This window comes from Staphylococcus sp. GDX7P312P, from assembly GCF_008385775.1.
GTDB classification, from domain to species: Bacteria; Bacillota; Bacilli; order Staphylococcales; family Staphylococcaceae; genus Staphylococcus; species Staphylococcus haemolyticus.
The window spans coordinates 1-24,376 of the sequence record NZ_VUKI01000056.1 but is presented as its reverse complement, the minus strand read 5'-3'; the positions used below and the strand labels follow the sequence as shown (position 1 = coordinate 24,376).

Genomic DNA, 24,376 nt, shown 5'->3' with positions numbered 1-24,376 from the left:
ATTGTAATCAAGCTTGATAATTAAATTGAAATTTTCAATATTTTCTCATTAATTACATAATTTAAATTGGAATGAAAGCTTATATAATGGCGTTTATTGGGTATTTAAGTAAAAATAAGTTTAAAAATTTAAAGTTAAATAGCATTTATTGAGCGATATATAATCGTTCACAAAACTTATCACATTGGCTATAATAGTATTTGAAAGCCATTACATTATGTATAAGAAAAGGGGAATTACTTATGGCAGAATTACAAAAAGGTTTAGAAGGGGTAATTGCAGCTGAAACTAAAATCAGTTCAATTATTGATAGTCAATTAACGTATGCGGGATACGATATTGATGATTTAGCAGAAAATGCATTGTTCGAAGAAGTAGTGTTTTTATTATGGAATTATAGATTGCCTACTCAAGATGAACTAGATGCATTAAGAGAAAAATTTAATCATTATATGACTTTAAACCCAAGAGTTTATAAGCATTTTGAAGAATACGCAACTGATAATGTGCACCCTATGACGGCACTACGTACATCTGTATCATATATTGCTCATTTTGATCCTGATGCTGAAAATGAAACAGAAGAAAATAGAAAAGAAAGAGCAATACGTATTCAAGCGAAAATTGCATCTTTAGTTACAGCATTTGCGCGTGTTCGTGAAGGTAAAGAACCTGTTAAACCTAATCCTGATTTAAGTTATGCAGCTAACTTCTTATATATGTTAAGAGGAGAATTACCAACAGATACTGAAGTTGAAGCATTTAATAAAGCATTAGTGTTACATGCTGACCATGAACTTAATGCTTCTGCATTTACTGCACGTTGTGCCGTATCTTCTTTATCTGATATGTACTCAGGTATTGTAGCTGCTGTGGGTTCATTAAAAGGACCTTTACATGGTGGAGCAAATGAACAAGTAATGAGCATGCTTGCTGATGTTAAATCAGTTGATGAAGTTGATGCTTATTTAGATGAAAAATTCAAAAATAAAGAAAAAATCATGGGATTTGGTCATAGAGTATACAAAGACGGGGATCCAAGAGCTAAATATTTACGTGAGATGAGCCGAAAAATCACTTCTGAAACTGGTAGAAGTGAATTATATGATATTTCAATAGCTATTGAGAAACGTATGAAAGAAGAAAAAGGACTTATTCCTAATGTCGATTTCTTTAGTGCTACTGTATATCACAGTATGGATATTCCACACGATTTATTCACGCCAATTTTCGCGGTAAGTCGTACATCTGGTTGGACAGCACATATCCTAGAACAATATCGTGATAATAGAATAATGCGTCCTAGAGCTAATTACGTCGGTGAAACTAATCGTAAGTATTTACCAATTGAAGAAAGATAAATTATAAACTTTAATAGATTTCACAATATTTGGAGGTAAAATTATGTCAGCTGAAAAAATTACTAGAATTAACGATGGATTAAATGTACCTAATGAACCAATTATTCCTTTTATTATTGGTGATGGTATTGGCCCAGATATTTGGAAAGCAGCGAGTCGCGTTATTGATGCAGCTGTTGAAAAAGCATATAACGGCGAAAAACGTATTGAATGGAAAGAAGTACTAGCAGGTCAAAAAGCTTTTGATGAAACAGGTGAATGGTTACCTCAAGAAACGCTTGACACGATTAAAGAATATTTAATCGCTATTAAGGGACCTTTAACTACACCAATTGGTGGTGGTATTCGTTCATTAAATGTTGCATTACGTCAAGAATTAGACCTATTTACATGCTTGCGTCCAGTTCGTTGGTTCAAAGGTGTCCCTTCACCAGTTAAACGTCCACAAGATGTTGATATGGTTATCTTCCGTGAAAATACTGAAGATATTTATGCAGGTATCGAATTTAAAGAAGGTACTGATGAAGTTAAAAAAATCATTGATTTCTTACAAAATGAAATGGGTGCTACTAACATTCGCTTCCCAGAAACTTCAGGTATTGGTGTAAAACCAGTTTCTAAAGAAGGTACTGAACGTTTACTTAGAGCTGCAATTCAGTATGCAATCGATAATAATCGTAAAACTGTTACGCTTGTTCATAAAGGTAATATTATGAAATTCACCGAAGGCGCATTTAAGCAATGGGGCTATGATGTAGCTCATAATGAATTTGCTGATAAGGTATTTACTTGGCAACAATATGATGAAATTGTTGAAAAAGATGGTAAAGATGCAGCAAATCAAGCTCAAGAAAAAGCTGAACAAGATGGAAAAATCATTATTAAAGATTCTATCGCTGACATTTTCTTACAACAAATTTTAACTCGTCCAGCAGAACATGATGTAGTTGCTACAATGAATTTAAATGGTGACTATATTTCAGATGCTTTAGCAGCTCAAGTGGGCGGAATTGGAATTGCACCAGGTGCAAACATTAACTATGAGTCAGGACACGCTATTTTCGAAGCAACACATGGTACTGCACCTAAGTATGCTGGTTTAAACAAAGTTAACCCATCTTCTGAATTATTAAGTTCAGTTCTAATGTTAGAACATTTAGGTTGGCAAGAAGCCGCTGATAAGATTACTGATGCAATTGAAGCTACTATTGCTTCTAAAGTTGTAACTTATGATTTTGCTCGTTTAATGGATGGTGCTACTGAAGTATCAACTTCAGAATTCGCTGATGAGTTAATTAAAAACTTAAAGTAATTTAATTACACATTAATATTTTAAAATTTTTAAAAATTAATAGATTGATGATGCATTGCACTAATGTAGTAGTTAACACAATAGCGCAAGTTTAAGGGATTATCGATCATAGCAATTTATAATAAAAGTGGAACAATGAATTTAAATTAAATTCTGTTCCGCTTTTTTATTATGAAGTAAAACAAATAACTTTATTTTGTTTATAATATGTTAATAATTTTTTAAAAATAATAAAATAAATACTCAATATGTGGAAAATAATCATATGATTGTTAAGATTATGTAAATTTAATATGTTGTATGTTATTTTTGTTTTAACTTCCGTTATAATGAAATTGAAATGTTATATTAATTCAGGGAGGCACATTATGTCACAAAAAGTATTAGTGGTTGACGATGAGCAATCAATTGTAACTTTACTTAAATATAATCTTGAAACGGCTGGTTACATCGTTGAGGTAGCTTACGATGGTGAAGAAGCTTTGGAAAAGGTAAATGAAATTCAACCAGAACTTGTCGTTTTAGATGTAATGTTACCTAAAAAAGATGGTATTGAAGTATGTAAAACAATACGTTCTGATAAGAATTTAGTACCTATTTTAATGTTAACTGCAAAAGATGATGAGTTTGATCGTGTATTAGGATTAGAATTAGGTGCCGATGATTATATGACTAAACCTTTTTCTCCTAGAGAAGTTGTGGCGAGAGTTAAAGCTATCTTGAGAAGATCGAAATTTGCTAGTGAAATTGAAAAAGAAGATGTTGATGATGAGGATATATTGATTGAAAATATTAGAATCAGACCTGAATTCTTTGAGGTATATAAAGATGATGAATTATTAGAACTCACTCCTAAAGAATTTGAACTATTGTTGTATCTAATAGAAAGACAAGGGCGAGTAATCACTCGAGAACACATGTTAAATTCTGTATGGAATTATGAATTCGCAGGAGATTCTCGAATTGTTGATGTTCATATAAGTCATTTAAGAGACAAACTCGAAGAGAATCCGAAACAACCTAAATTAATTAAAACTGTTCGTGGACTTGGTTATAAATTAGAGAGACCTAAAGCTTAATGCTTAAATTTCATCATAGATTATTATTGCTATTAAGCACAATTACTATAATCAGTTTTATTGGTTTAGGCGTCATTATTCATCATACAATTTATCAAATATTATCAACAGCTCAGGTTACGGAACTCAAACATGTATCTGAAAATTTTTTGAAATTAAACAAGCAAAATGATAATAATGAAATTAAAAATATTTCAGCTAATCAAAATTTAATTGTTAGAATTTCTGAAAATGGTAAGGTGATATACCAAACTGGTAACCAAAATAAAATAAATGATAACATCGATAATGAAGCTAATCCATCAAATATCATTTATAAAAGAGAAAATGGTCAGGTTAGATACACATTTAAAACAACTGTCAATGACAAAACGATATACATAAGTGGGATGAATACTGAGATTCTTGAATTACAAAAGAGTATGTGGAAGTATTTATCTTTAATAGGAATTATTGTTCTTTTAGCGATTTATTTAGCTGTTAGAAGCATCAATCGTACATATATTAGACCGATTAATGAAGTGACTTATGCTACCTCGTTAATTGCTGATGGATACTATCATGTTAGAGTACCTGAAAGCAATGTTAAGGAGACAAAAGCGCTATTTGTCACAACTAACGATCTTGCAAGACGTTTACAAAAGCTTAATAATAAACAAAAAATGCAATCAAATCGATTAAAAACAACATTAGAAAATATACCAAGTTCAGTATTAATGATCGACAAACATGGTGAAATTGTTGTGGCCAATCATGCATACTATGAGTTGTTTAGGCCAAACGGTAAGGTTGAAAATAAAAACTATACATCATATTTAGATCCTAAAATTCAACAATTAATTCTAGAAAGTTTTAAAACTGAAAAGCCACTATATGATCAGATAGAAATTTTATTAAATAATGTTCATCATAAATATTTCGATTTGTCATGTGTTCCAATACTAAGTAAATCTAAGAAAAAGTTACAAGGTATGGTTGTAGTAATGCATGATATAACAAATTTGAAAAAATTGGAAAACTTGCGTCGGGAGTTTGTTGCAAATGTATCTCATGAGCTTAAAACACCTATTACATCTATTAAAGGCTTCGCTGAAACACTTATCGAAGGTGCGAAAAACGATGAAGAATCACTTGATATGTTCTTAAATATTATTTTAAAAGAATCTAATCGTATTGAGTCACTCGTTATGGATTTATTGGATTTATCACATATCGAACAACAAACAGAGATAGAAACAGCATTTATGAATTTATCAGAGCTTGCTTACACAACTATTGATAACTTACAAAACCAAGCAAGATATAAAAATATTAAAATAGTATCCGATATAGAAAAAGATGTCATTATAGAAGCACATGAAAACAAAATCGCACAAGTCATTACTAATTTACTATCAAATGCAATTAATTATTCACTTGAGAATAATGAGGTTATTGTAAGAGTGTATAGAGAAGGACATGAAGTAAATTTAGAAATACAAGACTTTGGTATTGGAATAGATAAAAGTGATCAAAAGCATATTTTTGAAAGATTTTATCGGGTGGATAAAGCAAGAAGTAGAGATTCAGGCGGTACAGGTTTAGGTTTATCTATAACAAAACATATAGTAGAGGCACACCATGGAACGATTAATGTCGAAAGCAATATTGGTGAAGGCTCGCTATTTAAAGTTTCATTTTTAGATGAACAAGAATAATATCGTTCAATAAAGAATGACTAAAATATCGAGTTACTAGAACTTTTATTTTGATTAATAATTATTACTATTATTTTAAGGCCTTTCGTATACTTGCACCAAAAATTGGTTGAGGATATGAAAGTGCCTTTTTTATTTAAATAAGTAATGCAGAGTGTGAAAAGCTATTGTATAAACCATACATTCGTTATGCCACAGGTTATATGCTAAAATATAATAAAATCACTCTGGAGGTATACGCTTTGAATAAATTAGTTTTAATTGATGGTAATAGTTTAAGTTTTAGAGCATTTTATGCATTACCACTACTTTCTAACAAAGCAGGAATACATACGAATGCTGTATACGGTTTTGCTATGTTATTGGAAAAGATTATAAGAGAAGAACAACCAACACACTTTTTAGTTGCGTTTGACGCCGGCAAAACAACATTTAGACATTCAAAATTTAGTGAATACAAAGGCGGAAGACAGAGTACCCCACCTGAGTTAAGCGAACAGTTCCCGTATATTCGACAATTATTAGATACTTACCATATAAAGCACTATGAGTTAGAAAATTATGAGGCTGATGATATTATAGGCACATTAAGTAAAGAAGCTAACGAGCAAGGGTTTGAAACGATTATTGTTACTGGTGATCGAGATTTGACACAGTTAGCAACTGATAATGTTACAATTTATTACACTAAGAAAGGTGTAACAGATGTTGATCATTATACTCCAGAATTCATTAATGAAAAATATGAGGGACTCAATCCAAGTCAAATTATAGATATGAAAGGTCTTATGGGTGACACATCTGATAACATCCCAGGCGTTGCTGGTGTAGGTGAAAAGACGGCTATCAAACTATTGAAACAATTCAATACTGTTGAAGGTGTTTATGACAATATAGAATCTGTTTCAGGAAAAAAATTAAAGGAAAAACTTGAAAACAGTCGTGAAGATGCATTCATGAGTAAAGAATTAGCAACAATTAATAAAGATAGCCCAATTGAAGTTGCATTACAAGATACTGAGCTAAAAAATCAAGATGATAATAAAGATAAAATTGAATTATTCAAAAAGTTAGAATTCAAACAATTATTATCTGATATAGATAGTAATAATACTGAAGAGAAACACGAAGATAAAGTCATTGAAGTGAGTAATGATTTTAACACCATAAATTTTAAAGAATTAAAAGAAGCTGTGATTCACATCGAAGTAGATGGTACCAATTACTTACAGGATACAATTTTAAAATTTGGATTTTATGATGGAGTGCACCATGTTGTAATAGCTTCCAATCAACTAAAGGAATATCCTGAATTGATTAAATGGCTAGAGAATGAGACTACAGAAAAAATTGTTTATGATGCTAAAAAAACATACGTTGTTGCGCATAGATTAGATATAGATATAAAAAATATTGTATTTGATGTTATGTTAGCAAGTTATATTATTGATCCATCGAGAACGATAGATGATGTGAACTCTGTAGTAAGTAATTATAATCAAAAATATGTCCAAGATGATATTTCAATTTATGGAAAAGGGAAAAAGCGACATGTTCCAGAAGACGCAATTTTAAATAAGCATATTGCTACAATCACAGAGGCAATTTATGCCTGCAAACCTGAAATGGTTACTGAATTAGAATCACACCAACAAACTGATCTATTGTTAAATTTAGAGCTTCCACTTGCACGTATCTTAAGTGAAATGGAAGAAACAGGAATTTATACGGATATTAATGATTTAAAACAAATGCAGTCTGAAATCCAAGAAAAATTAGATTTACTAATAAGTAATATTCACGAAGCAGCGGGGGAAGAATTTAACATTAACTCTCCTAAACAATTAGGTGTAGTATTATTTGAAACACTAGAACTACCAGTCATTAAAAAAACAAAAACTGGATATTCTACTGCAGTTGATGTGTTGGAGCAATTACAAGGTCAGCACCCAATCATTGACTATATACTTGAATATCGTCAATTATCAAAATTACAATCCACTTATGTAGAGGGATTACAAAAAGTTATAAGTAAAGATAACAGAATTCATACTCGCTTCAATCAAACATTAGCGCAAACTGGTCGTTTATCAAGTGTAGATCCTAATTTACAGAATATACCAGTCCGTCTTGAAGAAGGACGTAAGATTAGAAAAGCTTTTAAGCCTACTTCAAATGATAGTGTGATATTATCAGCTGATTACTCTCAAATTGAATTACGTGTACTAGCTCATATTACCCAAGATGAAAGTATGAAAGAAGCATTTATCCATGAAAGAGATGTTCATACTGCTACTGCGATGAAAGTATTTGATGTAGAAGCGAATGAAGTTAACGCTTTAATGAGAAGACAAGCTAAAGCTGTTAACTTTGGAATAGTTTATGGTATTAGTGATTATGGTTTAAGCCAGAGCTTGAACATTACTCGAAAAAAAGCAAAAGCATTTATAGATGATTATTTGGCAAGTTTCCCAGGTGTAAAACAATACATGTCAGATATTGTCAAAGATGCGAAAGTAGATGGATATGTTGAAACATTATTGCACCGTCGTAGATATATACCAGATATTAATAGTAGAAACTTTAATTTGAGAGGTTTTGCTGAACGTACGGCAATGAATACTCCAATACAGGGTAGTGCAGCAGATATTATTAAATTAGCAATGGTCGAGTTTGATAGACAAATTAAACAAACGTCTTATCATGCCCAATTATTACTTCAAGTACATGATGAATTAATTTTCGAAGTACCTGAAAATGAAGTTGAAGATTTTAGTTTATTTGTTGAGGAAATTATGGAACACGCATTACAATTAGATGTGCCGTTAAAAGTAGATTCTAACTATGGATCTACATGGTATGATGCAAAATAGAAAGAGGAATTAGAAATGCCAGAATTACCAGAGGTTGAACACGTTAAAAGGGGTATAGAGCCTTATATATTGAATGCAACTATTAAAAGTGTGACATTTTCAAACAAAGTTATTGAGGGTAAACAACAAGGAAAAGAGACAATTATCAAAGGAATTAATCTGGATGGTTTCAGATTGAATAGTGAAAGTTTTAAAATAAAATCCGTTGATAGAAGAAGTAAATACATTGTCTTCACTATTGAAAAAAATAACAACCAGCGTATTATATTAAGTCATTTAGGTATGGCAGGCGGATTTTTTATTGTCGATAAATTATCAGATATTAGTACACCTAACTATCGAAAACATTGGCATGTCGTGTTTCATTTAGATAATGGTAAACAACTCGTTTATTCTGATATTAGACGATTTGGTGAACTAAGAAATCTGGCTACTTATAATGATTATCCAGCTTTTCTTGAAATTGCGCCTGAACCTTTTGATGACAAAGCATTAAACTATTTTTTAGACCGTATTAAACTTAAGAAATATCAAAACAAACCTATTAAACAAATGTTGCTTGATCATAAAATGATAGCAGGTTGTGGAAATATTTATGCATGTGAAGCGTTATTTAGAGCAGGCGTTTTACCTGAGAGGAAAGTAAAAGATGTGTCTAATCAAGAACGACAAATGTTATTTTATTATGTTCAAGAAGTATTAAATGAGGGTATAAATAATGGCGGTACTAGCATTTCTGATTATCGTCATGCTGATGGCAAGACAGGAGAAATGCAATTACACTTAAATGTATATAAACAAAAGACATGTAAAATATGTGGTCATGACATTGAGCAAAAAGTCATTGCATCGCGAAATAGTCATTTTTGTCCACATTGTCAGAAATAAAGGTGAGTGAATATTTATGCCAAAAGTTATTGGATTAACAGGTGGTATTGCCACTGGAAAGTCAACGGTTTCTGAGTTATTAACAGCATTTGGTTTTAAAGTTGTAGATGCTGATATAGCTGCAAGAAAAGCTGTTGCAAAAGGAACCAAAGGTTTAGAACAAGTTAGAGCAGCTTTTGGTGATAGTGCTATTACTGATGAAGGTGAAATGGATCGCAAATATGTAGGTGAAATTGTTTTTAATCACCCAGAGAAACGTTTAGAGTTAAATGATATTGTGCATCCTATAGTTAGAGAAATAATGGAAGAAGAAAAGCAATCATATCTTAATCAGGGTTATGATGTCATAATGGATATCCCGCTTCTTTTTGAAAATGAATTACAAAATACAGTTGATGAAGTATGGTTAGTATATACGTCTGAAAGTATTCAAATTGAGAGATTGATGGAGCGAAATCAATTGTCATTAGAGGATGCGAAAGCGCGCGTTTATAGTCAAATATCAATAGATAAAAAGAGTAGAATGGCAGACCATGTTATTGATAACCTAGGGGATAAGTTGGAACTGAAACAAAACTTAGAACAGCTATTGACTGATAAAGGTTTTATTAACAAAGATATATAAAATTTGCTTAAGCAATTATTTATGCTTCGGCTCTAGTAGATGAATGATGTAAATGTCAAATTTTTACATAGATAAGTCTATTAGAGCTTTTTTGTTAACCAAATATTGTCGATTAAAAAATTTTTTAAAATTAATAGAAAACGCTTTCAAAATCAAATTATTATGTTACACTATTTTTATAAAGTATAACATATAAACAAACAATCAAGGGGTGCTTTAAATGTCAACAAATATTGCAATTAATGGTATGGGTAGAATAGGTAGAATGGTGTTAAGAATCGCATTACATAAAGAAGATTTAAATGTTGTAGCGATCAACGCAAGCTATCCACCTGAAACAATTGCGCATCTAATAAATTATGATACTACTCATGGTAGATTTGATAAAAAAGTTGAACCAATTGAGAACGGTATCCGTGTCGATGGACAAGATATTAAACTTGTTTCTGACCGTAACCCTGAAAATTTACCTTGGAAAGACTTAAACATTGATATTGTAATTGAAGCTACAGGTAAATTTAATCATGGCGATAAAGCAATAGGCCATATTAATGCAGGTGCTAAAAAAGTATTACTAACTGGTCCTTCTAAGGGTGGCCATGTACAAATGGTGGTTAAAGGGGTAAATGATAACCAATTAGATGTAGACACATATGACATTTTTAGTAATGCATCTTGTACAACTAACTGTATTGGTCCGGTAGCAAAAGTGCTTAATGATAAATTTGGCATCGTTAACGGTCTTATGACAACAGTACACGCGATTACTAACGATCAAAATAATATTGATAATCCGCATAAAGATTTACGTCGTGCACGTTCATGTAATGAAAGTATTATTCCAACTTCAACTGGCGCAGCTAAAGCTTTAAAAGAAGTACTTCCTGAATTAGAAGGTAAATTGCATGGCTTAGCTTTACGTGTGCCAACTAAAAACGTGTCACTTGTAGACTTAGTTGTAGATTTAAAAGAAGATATTACAGCTGAACAAGTCAATGATGCATTCAGAAATGCTGGCCTAGATGGTATTCTCGATGTAGAAGACGCGCCACTAGTATCAATGGACTTCAATACAAATCCTAATTCAGCAGTTATTGACGCTCAAAACACAATTGTGATGGATGATAATAAAGTAAAAGTGATTGCATGGTATGATAATGAGTGGGGCTACTCAAATAGAGTAGTTGAAGTTGCTCAACAAATTGCTAAATTAATTGGCTCTGAAAATGTTGCAACGGCTAACTAACAAGACATTACTGTAAATTAAAACGAGACTGTTAAATCTTTTGACTAAGATTTGATAGTCTCGTATTTTATTTTTATGTGATTTTGTATTTAAACTTTCACACATTCTTGTCATTTAAGAAATATATTATGCATAAAACTAGATTCTTATTGAGATACTTTTGTTTTAGTTTAATTTAAATGAGAATTAGACTTCTTTTGTCAAGAATGCTTTTATAGTATAATGAATCATAATCTATTCAAGAGGGTGAAAGATATGAAATGCCCAAAATGTAGTTCAACACATTCGCGTGTAGTTGATTCTAGACATGCGGATGATGCAAATGCAATTAGAAGAAGAAGAGAATGCGAAAATTGTGGTACTCGATTTACGACGTTCGAACATATAGAAGTAAGTCCATTGATTGTCGTAAAAAAAGATGGAACTCGAGAACAATTTTTAAGAGAGAAAATTTTAAATGGTCTTGTTAGATCTTGTGAAAAGAGACCAGTACGTTATCAACAATTAGAAGATATTACTAATAAAGTTGAATGGCAGCTACGTGATAGCGGACAAACTGAAATATCTTCACGAGATATTGGTGAACATGTTATGAACCTGTTGATGCATGTCGATCAAGTTTCTTATGTGAGATTTGCTTCAGTTTATAAAGAGTTTAAAGATGTTGATCAATTGTTAGCATCAATGCAAGGTATCTTGAACGATAATAAACGGAGTGATTTATAAATGAGTTTACAATCGTATGAGTATGGTTTGAGTCCACATGACGGTTTTAAAGTGTATCGTCAGTTCCAATTTAATCATAATCATTTGGAAATACTTAATAGATTGTATATGCCATTAATTGGCGCGCAAGCGATAGGTACATATCACTTTATGAATCAATTCGTGAATAGTGATGACACACTAACGCATTACACAATAATGAATGAATTGAAAATGAATTTATCAGAATTTAGACAGTATATGGATTTATTGGAAGCAATCGGTCTATTTAAAACATATGTAAAGCATGATGAACAACAATCATTTTTTATTTACGAATTGATACAGCCACCAACTGCCTATCAATTTTTTAATGATCCTATGTTATCAATTTATCTATATAACCAAGTCGATAAACAACGTTTTAAAAGCTTAAAAAATTATTTTAAAAAGCATGATTTTGATTTAAGTGGTTTTCAACAAGTAACTCGCAAGTTTACTGATGTTTTTAAAATTCCACACTCAAGCGTTACTATTGATGCTTCATCAATTAAAAAAGAAAAACCATATCATGGTATAGATTTATCCAATGTATCATTTGATTTTGAGATTTTAAAAGAAATGCTACGTCATCATTTTATTAGCGATGAAATTATAACTAAAGAAGCTAGAGATTTAATTGTTCAATTGGCTACATTGTATGGTTTAACAGAAGATGCTATGAAACGAATTATATTGAATTCTATTACTAGTAATCAACAATTATCATACGAAGAAATGAGAAAGCATGCGCGTTCGTATTATTTAATTGAACATAATCAACAATTACCTGAATTAGAGCCTAAGGCAAGTAATCAAAATGAAGTGAATAGTAACAATCAATCTGTGTCTTCAAGTCAGCCCACTTCAAATGATGATTGGTTTCAATTGTTAGAGGAAACAAGTCCAGTAGATATGTTGGCGTCATGGTCAGAATCAGAACCAACATTTCAACAAAAGAAAATGATTGAAGAGTTAGTCGAAAGAGAAAAATTAAACTTTGGTGTAATTAATATTCTTTTACAATTTGTAATGCTAAAAAATGAGATGAAACTACCTAAAACATATATTTTAGAAATCGCATCTAATTGGAAAAAATTAGGTATTAAGACTGCAAAAGAAGCATATAACTATGCGTTAAAAGCAAATGAACCAAAATCAGAATATAAAGGTAATGACCAACGTCAATCAAGAAAACGTTATTCAAAATCACGTGAGATTGTATCTAGAGAAAAAACACCTAAATGGTTAAAAAATAGAGGTCAAGAAAATACTGATAAAGAAACGACTAAAGAAGAACAAGAACAGTTTGAAAAGGAAAGAGCTGCGTTTCGTGAACAACTAAAACGCGATTGGGAGGAGGATTAAATGAAATCATTCAATAGTATTATCAAATCAAATGGCGATTTAGAAAAAAGAATTGCTAAAATTAAAAAACAAGTCATTAATGATCCTGATGTTAAATCATTTTTAAATGAACATCAATCTGAATTGACTAATGAAATCATTGATAATGACTTAAATGTGTTACAAGAGTATAAAGATCAACAAAAAAATTATGATGGACATGATTATGAAAATTGTCCGAACTTTGTTAAAGGTCATGTACCTGAATTATATATCGACAATAATAGAATTAAAATACGTTATAATATGTGCCCTTGCAAAATTAAACACGATGAAGAAAGATTTAATTCTCACTTAATCACATCACACCATATGCAACGTGATACATTAAACGCTAAGATGAAAGATATTTATGACACTGATTTGAACCGATTAGTTATAGCTAAAAATGTAAATGATATCTGTAAACAATTAGTTAATGGAGAAAATGTAAAAGGAATGTATATTCACGGTCCATTTGGAACAGGAAAATCATTTATTCTAGGTGCAATTGCCAATCAACTTAAAGCTAAAAGTGTTGCTTCTACGATTGTTTATTTACCTGAGTATATTCGCACGCTCAAAAGTGGTTTCAGAGATGGTAGTTATGAAACAAAGTTACAACGAATAAGAGAGGCAAATATATTAATGATAGACGATATAGGTGCGGAAGAAGTAACACCTTGGGTTAGAGATGAAGTAATTGGACCATTACTACACTATCGCATGGTTCAAGAACTACCAACGTTTTTCTCATCGAATTTAAATTTTGATGAGCTAGAACATCATTTATCTATTACACGTGAAGGTGCGGAAGAAACAAAAGCTGCTAGAATTATTGAAAGAATTAAATCTTTATCAACGCCATATTATTTGGATGGTAAAAATTTAAGAAACAATTGAAATTTAAAATAACTATTGTATAATTAAGATAAATCTTAATCGTTGAAATAATTGAAGATATGATAATTTAATCCATGTTATACAGCGAGCTAATATATGATGAGAGATTAGCTAACAAATTAAATTATTACTCCTTCATCATTAGGTGTTGGTAATCAATGCCCGGCTCAAGACCGTTATCTTAAGTAGAGATATTTAGCTATTGCTAAATAACTAGGGTGGTACCACGACGAACTCGTCCCTTTTTTAGGGGCGAGTTTTTTTATTTCAACGAAATTAGAATTTAATTGAAATTAGAATTTATTTATGGAGGTTTTATAATGGATCAAATAAATGTTCAATTCCCAGATGGTAATTCGAAAACGTTTGATAAAGGCGTAACAACTGAAGAAATTGCACAATCAATTAGCCCTGGATTAAGAAAAAAAGCGGTTGCTGGTAAATTTAATAATCAAATGGTTGATTTAACTAGACCATTAGAAGAAGATGGTTCAATTGAAATTGTGACTCCAGGTAGTGATGAAGCGCTTGAAGTTTTACGTCATTCTACTGCCCATTTAATGGCTCAAGCTTTAAAACGTTTATATGGGGATGTTAAGTTTGGAGTTGGCCCTGTTATAGACGGTGGGTTCTATTATGATTTTGATATGGATGAAAAGGTTTCGTCAGATGACTTTGAAAAAATTGAAAAAACGATGAAACAAATCGTTGATGAAAATCATAAAATTGAACGCAAAGTTGTATCAAGAGAAGAAGCTAAATCATTCTTCAAAGATGATCCTTATAAATTGGAATTAATTGACGCTATACCTGCAGATGAAAGTGTTACTTTATATTCACAAGGTGAATTTACTGATTTATGTCGTGGTGTACACGTTCCTTCAACTTCAAAAATCAAAGAATTTAAATTACTTTCAACTGCCGGTGCATATTGGCGCGGGGATAGCAATAACAAAATGTTACAGCGTATTTATGGTACAGCATTCTTTGATAAAAAAGATTTGAAAGCACATTTAGAGATGCTTGAAGAACGTCGTGAGCGTGATCATCGTCGAATTGGTAAAGATTTAGAGCTTTTCACTAACAATCAATTAGTAGGTGCAGGTCTTCCATTATGGTTACCTAATGGAGCTACAATTCGTAGAGAAATTGAACGTTATATAGTTGATAAAGAGGTAAGTATGGGTTATGACCACGTATATACTCCAGTGTTAGCAAATGTTGAGTTATACAAAACTTCTGGACACTGGGATCATTATAGAGATGATATGTTCCCACCAATGAAATTAGACGAAACAGAAGAAATGGTATTACGACCTATGAACTGTCCACATCATATGATGGTTTATAATAATCGCCCTCATTCTTATCGTGAACTACCTATCCGTATTGCAGAATTAGGAACTATGCACAGATATGAAGCCAGTGGTGCAGTATCAGGATTACAACGTGTACGTGGAATGACATTAAACGATTCACACATATTTGTTAGACCTGATCAAATTAAAGATGAATTCAAACGTGTTGTTAACATGATTCAAGAAGTATATAGTGACTTTGGCTTTGAAGATTACACATTCAGATTAAGTTACAGAGATCCAGAAGATAAAGAGAAGTATATGGATGATGATGAAATGTGGAACAAAGCTGAGACTATGTTAAAAGAAGCAGTCGATGAAATGGGATTGCCATATGTTGAAGCAATTGGTGAAGCGGCATTCTATGGTCCTAAACTAGATGTTCAAGTTAAGACTGCTATGGGTAAAGAAGAAACTTTATCAACTGCTCAAATTGATTTCTTATTGCCAGAGCGTTTTGAATTAACATACATCGGTAGCGATGGTGAAAATCATCGTCCAGTAGTTATTCATCGTGGCGTAGTTTCAACTATGGAACGATTTGTAGCGTTCTTAACTGAAGAAACTAAGGGTGCATTCCCAACTTGGTTAGCACCTAAACAAGTTGAAATAATACCTGTTAATGTTGACTTACATTATGACTATGCTAGAAATTTACAAGATGAATTAAAATCACAAGGTGTACGTGTAGAAATTGATGACCGTAATGAAAAAATGGGGTACAAAATTCGTGAAGCACAAATGCAAAAAATACCTTATCAAATAGTTGTTGGTGATAAAGAAGTTGAAAACAATCAAGTTAATGTACGTAAATACGGCTCTCAAGATCAAGAAACAGTTGAAAAAGATGAATTTATTTGGAATTTAGTAGATGAAATTCGTTTGAAAAAACATAGATAGTCTTGATAAAAATGATAGCTTAATGTATATTACTATATAGTTAATTAAAAAAAGAGTTAGAGGTTGCGTCTTTAATTAGTAACACTTCAGAAGTTATTAAGGAACGTATGTTGAAAGTGTGGAAGGTAAAGATGCCGAAATGAATGATACCCTTAATTATCATTTGTTGGGACAGTTATCGAATAGAAACTGTACTGTCACAATTTGTGATGTGCTACCGACATAGATTAAGCAGATGGTTGCATATCTAAAGGTATGCAACCACTTTTTTATGCTTTAAAGAATTATAAACTATTTGGAAGTATAATTTGAATGCGTTCATAATCATCGCATAACACAACAAAACTATTTTAGTTAGCCTCTACTGTAAGAAAGGGAGCTTCTATGAAAAAAGTCGAAAATCAAGATGATGGAATCAAAAGAGGACTGAAGGACCGCCATATTTCTATGATAGCAATGGGTGGTTGTATCGGTACCGGATTATTTATGACCTCTGGGGGAGCAATACACGATGCAGGGGCATTAGGTGCTTTAATTGCATATGCGATTATTGGAGCTATGGTATTCTTCCTCATGACATCTTTAGGTGAAATGGCAACGTATTTACCAGTGTCTGGTTCATTTAGTACTTACGCAACACGTTTTGTAGATCCATCTTTAGGATTTGCGTTAGGTTGGAACTATTGGTTTAACTGGGTTATTACAGTTGCAGCAGATGTAACCATTGCTGCACAAGTCATCCAATATTGGACAACTATGGCTGGTATTCCAGCATGGGTTTGGAGTTGTATATTCTTAGTTATTATATTCGCACTAAACTCTTTATCAGTTAGAGTTTATGGTGAAAGTGAATATTGGTTCGCTTTAATCAAAGTTGTAACAGTCATTATCTTTATCATTATTGGTCTTTTAACGATACTAGGTATTATGGGTGGAGAATTTGTAGGTTTCGAGACATTTACGAAAGGTGACGGACCAATTCTAGGTGGAAACTTAGGTGGAAGTTTATTATCAATTCTAGGCGTCTTCCTAGTTGCTGGATTCTCATTCCAAGGTACAGAGTTAATTGGTATTACAGCTGGAGAATCTGAAAATCCAGAACGCGCTGTACCTAAAGCTATTAAACAAGTATTCTGGAGAATATTATTATTCTACATATTAGCAATATTTGTTATAGGTATGTTAATCCCTTACGATAGTAATGCATTGATGGGTGGCGATGATAATATTGCTACTTCTCCATTTACACTCGTGTTTAAAAATGCTGGGTTAGCTTTTGCGGCATCATTTATGAATGCAGTAATTTTAACATCAGTATTATCAGCAGGTAATTCAGGTATGTATGCCTCAACACGAATGCTTTATTCAATGAGTAAAGATAAATTAGCTTTCCATTCATTTGGTAAAACGAATAAATATGGTGTTCCTTATTTATCATTAGTTGGAACAGCGATTTTAGTAGTTATTATTTTCTTAGTGCAAAAACTAAGTGGTGATGCATATGAGTATATAGTCGCTGCTAGTGGTATGACTGGCTTTATCGCATGGGTAGGTATTGCAATTAGTCACTACAGATTTAGAAGAGCTTTCGAAAAACAGCATCATAGTAAAAGGGAATTGAAGTATAAAGCTAAATGGTTCCCATTCGGTCCTATATTCGCAGGCTTGCTCTGTGTGATTGTCATAATCGGGCAAGATGTTGATTTTATTAAAACAGGTCATTTCGATTTAAATCGCTTCATTATCACATATATGGGAATCCCAGTTTTCTTAGTATTCTTTATTTATCATAAATTGAGATATAAAACGAAGATAATTCCATTAGATAAAGTAGATTTAAGACAAGATGTTTCAATGGATGAAGTAAAACATCACTAATATTAAAATAATAGTTGACTTATATGATATACACTGATATGATTATTAACGTTGAATACGAAACGTACCAAGTAGAAACACCCGTTTCTCACCTGTAGCGACGCTTAAAGCAGTTGGCAGGTCAATCATGTCACACATAAAATGTGTATGAGAGAAGAGCGGGCATAATATGTCCGCTCTTTTTGCTTGGAAAATTTCGTAAAATTTTGGGAGGTGTCAACCATAGCAAAAGATCAAACGCAAGTTAACGAAAAGATTCGCGCTAAAGAATTACGTTTAATTGGCCAAAATGGTGACCAAATTGGTGTTAAATCAAAACGAGAAGCATTAGAAATGGCTGAACGTGTTGAATTAGATTTAGTAGTTGTAGCACCAAATGCTAAACCACCTGTTGCAAGAATTATGGATTATGGTAAATACAAATTCGAACAGCAGAAAAAAGAAAAAGAAATGAAAAAGAAACAAAAAGTTATCAATGTTAAAGAAATACGCCTAAGTCCAACTATTGAGGAACATGATTTCCAAACTAAGTTGAAAAATGGTCGTAAATTCTTATCTAAAGGCGATAAATGTAAAGTTTCTATTCGTTTCAGAGGTCGTGCAATCACTCATAAGGAAATTGGTCAGCGCGTATTAGAAAAATTCGCTGACGAATGTAAAGATATTGCCACTGTTGAACAGAAACCTAAAATGGAAGGGCGTCAAATGTTTATCATGTTAGCGCCTATTAACGAAAAATAATTCACTATTATTAGGAGGAAATGAATCATGCCAAAAATGAAAACTCACCGTGGAGCAGCTAAACGTGTTAAAAGAACTGGTTCAGGTCAATTAAAACGTTCAAGAGCTTTCACATCACACTTATTTGCAAATAAAAACACTAAACAAAAACGTAAATTACGTAAAGCTAAATTAGTTTCTAAAAGCGATATGAAACGAGTAAAACAATTATTAGCTTATAAAAAATAATTGTAATTGATAAATGTACGATAATTAATTGTTATATCTAAGGAGGAATTTAATATGCCACGAGTTAAAGGTGGAACAGTAACAAGAGCACGTCGTAAAAAAACGATTAAATTAGCTAAAGGTTACTTCGGTGCTAAACACACATTATATAAAGTAGCAAAACAACAAGTAATGAAATCAGGTCAATACGCTTTCCGTGACCGTCGTCAACGTAAACGTGATTTCCGTAAATTATGGATTACACGTATTAACGCAGCTGCACGTCAACATGACATGAGCTATTCAAGATTAATGAACGGCTTGAAAAAAGCTGACATCAATATTAACCGTAAAATGCTTTCTGAAGTTGCTATTTCAGATGAAAAAGCTTTCGCAGAGTTAGTTTCAAAAGCTAAAGAAGCTTTAAAATAATTGATTTATAAAAGATGACTTTGAAGTCATCTTTTTTTGTTTTCAAATAATTAATAATTGAAATTATAAATCGTTAATGCACCTTTATTTGTTCTTTGGTGATTGAGTTTGATAAAATGCTAATTAAGAAATTATTGTAAGGAGAACACTATGTCTAAATATGATGAGCAAATTATAGTTGTACCAAGAGATATCCTTTTTGAACAAGAGTCAAATGCTTTTAATGGCTTTTTAACTAAAAATGATCCACAAGGTGAAGCGATATTTAATACTTTTTCTAATTATGAAGTTAAAAGACGTGGAGATATGGAAGAAGATCCTTCATATAAACAATTAATATCATATTGTCTTTTAGAAAATGAGAAAAATGAAATATTAGTATACAAAAGATTAAGTGCTGGTGGAGAGTCACGTCTACATGGTCAATCTTCTATCGGTGTAGGTGGACACATGAATGATGTGATTGGCGCAAATTCTGTAAACGAAGTTTTAAGGGTAAATGCTCAAAGAGAGCTAGAAGAAGAAGTCGGTTTATTAGAAGCTAATTCTCAGAATTTGGAATATATAGGTTTTATAAATGATGATACAAACGATGTGGGTAAAGTACATATAGGTGTAGTCTTTAAAATTAAAGTTAACTCAAATGATATTGAAGTACGTGAAACAGATACATTAAAAATTCAATGGTTAGAAAAAGAGCGTATTGATAATTATGATGAATTTGAAACATGGAGTGCATTAATTTTAAAAGATTTATAGGAGGGATACAACATGTCAGACATCATCCCTTTTCCAAAACTACAACAAAAATTGTATAAAGATATTAAATCATCTCATAACAGTCAACATTACGAAACAGTATATCAATTAATTGAAGATTATGAAGCACAATTTGAACTAGATGAGACATTAGCCTTAATTAAATGTGATATGTTATATCATTTGAATTCGTTTTTGGAATTAAGAGAAGAAGCTATTGTACTTTTAAAAAGAGGCATTCAAGCGTATGATGAGTTAATGTTATATTATATAAAGGCGTTAAATGGCTTAGGTCAGTATTATGAGTCTGTAAATGTTATCAATCAAATTATAGACGAAGTTCAAAGTCATAAAACAAGAATGGCGTTATTTCCATTAAAAGAATATGCTCAATCTCAACTCAATGAAGATAAACATATCACAAGTCAATCATTGGCTAAATTTAATACACTCAATTTGAATGAACAAATACAATTAGTTCTTAAATTAATTGATAATGGGCATTATGAATTTAAAGAAACTATAGCCTTTTTATTATCTAATGAGGTTGAGGCAGACAATTTAAAAAGTTTAATGCTAGAATTTTTAAGATTTGCTGGCTACAATATACCAATTAATATTAACAAGATGAATTATTCAGTTAACGTTATTCCTAATGAGCTTAATGGTTTGGAACATACTGAACTTAAAACTCAAGTAATTCCTCGAGTAATTGATAAGCTAGAAAATGGAGCACTCAATATCATTGATGAAGCAATACATACCATGAATAATCATGCTATATTACTATATCCACTTAATATATTCGATTTATACACTTGTGATGAATGGATTACTGGTTATAATGTTTACTTTAAATCAATGATTGGTATACAAACTAATGAAGATAATGTAAAAATATTAAATTTTATTAATAGTCTTGATGGTCAACTTTGAGCAAATTATTTTATATTGTTAAATTAATTCGTTAAAGTTAGATTATTGAATTTTAAAAGTGTTTTAAGCCCTATAAAAGACTGTTTGTGTCCGTATTGGACGTGTGCTATAATAGGGAAGTTGAAAAAATAAAAATGTAATCATGGAGGTATTTATACATGACAGCAACTTGGGAAAAAAAGGAAGGTAACGAAGGATTATTAAAAGTTACAGTTCCAGCAGAAAAAGTAGACAAAGCATTAGATCAAGCATTTAAAAAAGTAGTTAAACAAATTAACGTGCCTGGTTTCCGTAAAGGTAAAGTGCCTCGTCCTATCTTTGAACAACGTTTCGGTGTAGAAGCATTATATCAAGATGCAGTAGATATTCTATTACCTGAAGCATATGGTGAAGCTATTGATGAAACTGGAATCAATCCAGTAGCTCAACCAGAAATTAATGTTACACAAATTGAAAAAGGTAAAGATTTTGAATTTGAAGCTACTGTAACTGTTGAACCTGAAGTTCAATTAGGTGATTACAAAGGTTTAGAAATAGAAAAACAAGATTCAGAATTAACTGATGAAGATTTACAAGAAGCAATTGACCACAGCCTAGGACACTTAGCTGATATGGTAGTTAAAGAAGATGGTGCTGTTGAAAATGGAGATACAGTAAACATTGACTTTGATGGCTATGTTGATGGCGAGCAATTTGAAGGTGGACAAGCAGATGGTTATGATCTTGAAATTGGCTCAGGCTCATTTATTCCTGGATTTGAAGATCAATTAGTAGGCGTTAAAACAAGTGAAGAAAAAGATGTAGTTGTAACTTTCCCTGAAGAATATCACGCTGAAGAATTAGCTGGCAAAGAAGCTACTTTCAAAACTAAAGTAAATGAAATTAAATATAAAGAAGTACCTGAATTAGATGATGAAATTGCAAATGAATTAGATTCAGATGCTCACAGTGTTGATGAGTACAAAGAAAACTTACGCAAACGTTTATCAGAACAAAAAGCTGAGGAAGCTGAAAATGTTGAAAAAGAAGAAGCAATTAATAAAGCAACTGATAATGCTACAATCGATATTCCTCAAGCAATGATTGACACTGAATTAGATCGTATGGTTCAAGAATTTGGTCAAAGAATCCAACAACAAGGATTAGATTTACAAACTTACTTCCAAATTTCAGGTCAAGATGAATCTCAATTAAGAGAACAAATGAAAGATGATGCAGAACAACGCATTAAAACAAACTTAACACTTTCAGCTATTGCGGATAAAGAAAATATTGAAGCAACTGATGAAGATATCGATAAAGAATTAGAAAAAATGAGTAAACAATTTAATATCTCAGTTGAAGATATTAAAAATACTTTAGGTAATACTGACATTATTAAAAATGATGTACGTATCCAAAAAGTAATTGACTTACTTAGAGACAATGCTAAATACGTTGAATCTACTAAAGAAGATAAATAATAATTCATTGTTAAATTAATAATTAAAATTTAAAGTAGCAGGTGCATCAATATATGTAACCTGCTACTCTATGTTTTAAGCATTTTAGTTGTTAACCATGAATTTGCATTGTAGAATGCTATCTAGTATAGTCGTTTAAGAATAGAGGTGTAAATGAATGTTTAAATTCAATGAAGATGAAGAAAATTTAAAATGTTCTTTCTGTGGTAAGGACCAAGACCAAGTTAAGAAATTAGTCGCAGGAAGTGGCGTATATATCTGTAATGAGTGTATCGAACTATGTTCAGAAATTGTAGAAGAAGAGTTAACTCAAACGACTTCTGAAGAATTTACTGAACTGCCTACACCGAAAGAAATTATGGATCATTTAAATGAATATGTTATTGGTCAAGAAAAAGCTAAAAAATCTTTAGCAGTTGCCGTTTATAATCACTATAAACGTATCCAACAATTAGGACCTAATGAAGATGAAGTTGAGTTACAAAAAAGTAATATTGCGTTAATAGGACCAACTGGTAGCGGTAAAACATTATTAGCACAAACATTAGCTAAAACTTTAAACGTTCCATTTGCTATTGCAGATGCTACAAGTTTAACTGAAGCAGGTTACGTTGGTGACGATGTAGAAAATATTTTATTACGATTAATTCAAGCAGCTGACTTCGACATTGATAAAGCTGAAAAAGGCATTATCTATGTTGATGAAATTGATAAGATTGCTAGAAAATCTGAAAACACATCAATTACGCGTGATGTATCTGGTGAAGGTGTTCAACAAGCCTTACTTAAAATTTTAGAGGGTACGACTGCAAGTGTGCCTCCACAAGGTGGACGTAAACATCCAAACCAAGAATTAATACAAATTGATACAACAAATATCTTATTCATTCTAGGTGGTGCGTTTGATGGCATCGATGAAGTAATTAAACGTCGCTTAGGAGAAAAAGTGATTGGATTTGCAAGTAATGAAGCGGATAAATACGATGAGGAAGCATTGTTAGAACAAATTCGCCCAGAAGACTTACAATCATATGGTTTAATTCCTGAGTTTATTGGTCGTGTGCCAATAGTTGCTAACTTAGAAACATTAGATGTAGAAGCGCTTAAAAACATTTTAACGCAACCTAAGAACGCTTTAGTAAAACAATATACTAAAATGTTAGAACTTGATAATGTTGAGTTAGAATTTACCGAAGAAGCATTAGCTGCGGTAAGTGAGAAAGCTATTGAGCGTAAAACAGGAGCACGTGGATTACGTTCTATCATTGAAGAAGCATTAATCGATATTATGTATGATGTTCCTTCATCAGAAGACGTAACTAAAGTTGTTATTACTGATAAAACAATTAATGATGAAGTTGACCCAGAATTATACGATTCTGAAGGTAACTTATTGAATGATAGTAAAACATCAGCATAATACAAGTTATTTAAGTTTGAATACGCTCTGTAAAGATTGCGCCGAACAGTTGAAATAATTTTAAGATCCTATAAACAATTAAAGTTGGAGTGGAACATCGAATTCTATTTGAATTCTGTTCTGCTCCTTTTTTAATTAAAAAATTGCGGCTCTATAATAAATTGGACT

At 31.7% G+C, this 24,376-nt stretch carries 20 protein-coding genes, 1 riboswitch and 1 other annotated feature; all 20 genes read left to right on the top strand.

Annotation, left to right across the window (positions count from 1 at the left end; all coding sequences use genetic code 11):
* Positions 1 to 242: 242 nt before the first annotated feature.
* Positions 243 to 1,361: a citrate synthase gene (locus F1592_RS12730; protein WP_037536808.1), complete on the top strand. Its 1,119-nt coding sequence runs from the start codon at positions 243 to 245 to the stop codon at positions 1,359 to 1,361.
* 43 nt (positions 1,362 to 1,404) lie between these two features.
* Positions 1,405 to 2,673, top strand: coding sequence for an NADP-dependent isocitrate dehydrogenase (gene icd, locus F1592_RS12725; protein WP_149809708.1), 1,269 nt, complete (start codon positions 1,405 to 1,407; stop codon positions 2,671 to 2,673).
* Between the two features lie 368 nt (positions 2,674 to 3,041).
* Positions 3,042 to 3,752 carry a response regulator transcription factor gene (locus tag F1592_RS12720; RefSeq protein ID WP_037536805.1) on the top strand — a complete coding sequence of 237 codons (711 nt, stop codon included), beginning with the start codon at positions 3,042 to 3,044 and terminating at the stop codon, positions 3,750 to 3,752.
* Positions 3,752 to 5,449 (top strand): two-component system histidine kinase PnpS, encoded by a 1,698-nt coding sequence (pnpS, locus tag F1592_RS12715; RefSeq protein ID WP_053016729.1) that lies wholly within the window; start codon positions 3,752 to 3,754, stop codon positions 5,447 to 5,449. The genes F1592_RS12720 and pnpS overlap by 1 nt, the downstream gene beginning before the upstream one ends.
* Before the next feature lie 242 nt (positions 5,450 to 5,691).
* On the top strand, positions 5,692 to 8,322 hold the full coding sequence (gene polA / locus F1592_RS12710) for a DNA polymerase I (protein WP_053018214.1): 2,631 nt from the start codon (positions 5,692 to 5,694) through the stop codon (positions 8,320 to 8,322).
* 15 nt (positions 8,323 to 8,337) lie between these two features.
* The gene (gene mutM, locus F1592_RS12705; protein ID WP_037536799.1) at positions 8,338 to 9,210 is read left to right on the top strand and encodes a bifunctional DNA-formamidopyrimidine glycosylase/DNA-(apurinic or apyrimidinic site) lyase; all 873 of its coding nucleotides are present in this window, start codon (positions 8,338 to 8,340) and stop codon (positions 9,208 to 9,210) included.
* Between the two features lie 16 nt (positions 9,211 to 9,226).
* Positions 9,227 to 9,835, top strand: a complete 609-nt coding sequence (coaE, locus tag F1592_RS12700) for a dephospho-CoA kinase (protein WP_037536797.1) — start codon at positions 9,227 to 9,229, stop codon at positions 9,833 to 9,835.
* Between the two features lie 220 nt (positions 9,836 to 10,055).
* Positions 10,056 to 11,081, top strand: a complete 1,026-nt coding sequence (gap, locus tag F1592_RS12695; protein ID WP_053016726.1) for a type I glyceraldehyde-3-phosphate dehydrogenase — start codon at positions 10,056 to 10,058, stop codon at positions 11,079 to 11,081.
* A 255-nt stretch (positions 11,082 to 11,336) separates the two neighbouring features.
* A complete protein-coding gene (gene nrdR / locus F1592_RS12690) occupies positions 11,337 to 11,807 on the top strand; it encodes a transcriptional regulator NrdR (RefSeq protein ID WP_011275538.1) in 471 nt (156 codons plus the stop codon).
* Complete coding sequence (dnaB, locus tag F1592_RS12685; RefSeq protein ID WP_053018216.1) at positions 11,808 to 13,193, top strand: replicative helicase loading/DNA remodeling protein DnaB; 1,386 nt, start codon at positions 11,808 to 11,810, stop codon at positions 13,191 to 13,193. It abuts the gene before it with no gap.
* Positions 13,194 to 14,114 carry a primosomal protein DnaI gene (gene dnaI, locus F1592_RS12680; RefSeq protein WP_037536791.1) on the top strand — a complete coding sequence of 307 codons (921 nt, stop codon included), beginning with the start codon at positions 13,194 to 13,196 and terminating at the stop codon, positions 14,112 to 14,114.
* 320 nt (positions 14,115 to 14,434) lie between these two features.
* Positions 14,435 to 16,372, top strand: coding sequence for a threonine--tRNA ligase (gene thrS / locus F1592_RS12675; RefSeq protein WP_053016724.1), 1,938 nt, complete (start codon positions 14,435 to 14,437; stop codon positions 16,370 to 16,372).
* A gap of 49 nt (positions 16,373 to 16,421) precedes the next feature.
* Positions 16,422 to 16,597: riboswitch (Lysine riboswitch) on the top strand.
* Positions 16,598 to 16,756: 159 nt separating this feature from the next.
* Positions 16,757 to 18,250 (top strand): amino acid permease, encoded by a 1,494-nt coding sequence (locus tag F1592_RS12670; protein ID WP_149809709.1) that lies wholly within the window; start codon positions 16,757 to 16,759, stop codon positions 18,248 to 18,250.
* 63 nt (positions 18,251 to 18,313) lie between these two features.
* Positions 18,314 to 18,441: a sequence feature (ribosomal protein L20 leader region), on the top strand.
* Between the two features lie 22 nt (positions 18,442 to 18,463).
* A complete protein-coding gene (gene infC, locus F1592_RS12665; protein ID WP_029376631.1) occupies positions 18,464 to 18,991 on the top strand; it encodes a translation initiation factor IF-3 in 528 nt (175 codons plus the stop codon).
* A gap of 27 nt (positions 18,992 to 19,018) precedes the next feature.
* Positions 19,019 to 19,219, top strand: coding sequence for a 50S ribosomal protein L35 (gene rpmI, locus F1592_RS12660; protein ID WP_002448990.1), 201 nt, complete (start codon positions 19,019 to 19,021; stop codon positions 19,217 to 19,219).
* Positions 19,220 to 19,273: 54 nt separating this feature from the next.
* Entirely contained in the window at positions 19,274 to 19,630 is a 357-nt protein-coding gene (gene rplT / locus F1592_RS12655; RefSeq protein ID WP_011275545.1) for a 50S ribosomal protein L20, read from the top strand.
* A gap of 150 nt (positions 19,631 to 19,780) precedes the next feature.
* The gene (locus F1592_RS12650) at positions 19,781 to 20,389 is read left to right on the top strand and encodes an NUDIX domain-containing protein (RefSeq protein WP_149809710.1); all 609 of its coding nucleotides are present in this window, start codon (positions 19,781 to 19,783) and stop codon (positions 20,387 to 20,389) included.
* Between the two features lie 12 nt (positions 20,390 to 20,401).
* Positions 20,402 to 21,325 (top strand): hypothetical protein, encoded by a 924-nt coding sequence (locus F1592_RS12645; RefSeq protein ID WP_053016722.1) that lies wholly within the window; start codon positions 20,402 to 20,404, stop codon positions 21,323 to 21,325.
* A gap of 158 nt (positions 21,326 to 21,483) precedes the next feature.
* Positions 21,484 to 22,788: a trigger factor gene (gene tig / locus F1592_RS12640; protein ID WP_149809711.1), complete on the top strand. Its 1,305-nt coding sequence runs from the start codon at positions 21,484 to 21,486 to the stop codon at positions 22,786 to 22,788.
* 157 nt (positions 22,789 to 22,945) lie between these two features.
* On the top strand, positions 22,946 to 24,208 hold the full coding sequence (gene clpX, locus F1592_RS12635) for an ATP-dependent Clp protease ATP-binding subunit ClpX (RefSeq protein ID WP_053016720.1): 1,263 nt from the start codon (positions 22,946 to 22,948) through the stop codon (positions 24,206 to 24,208).
* Positions 24,209 to 24,376: the final 168 nt, after the last annotated feature.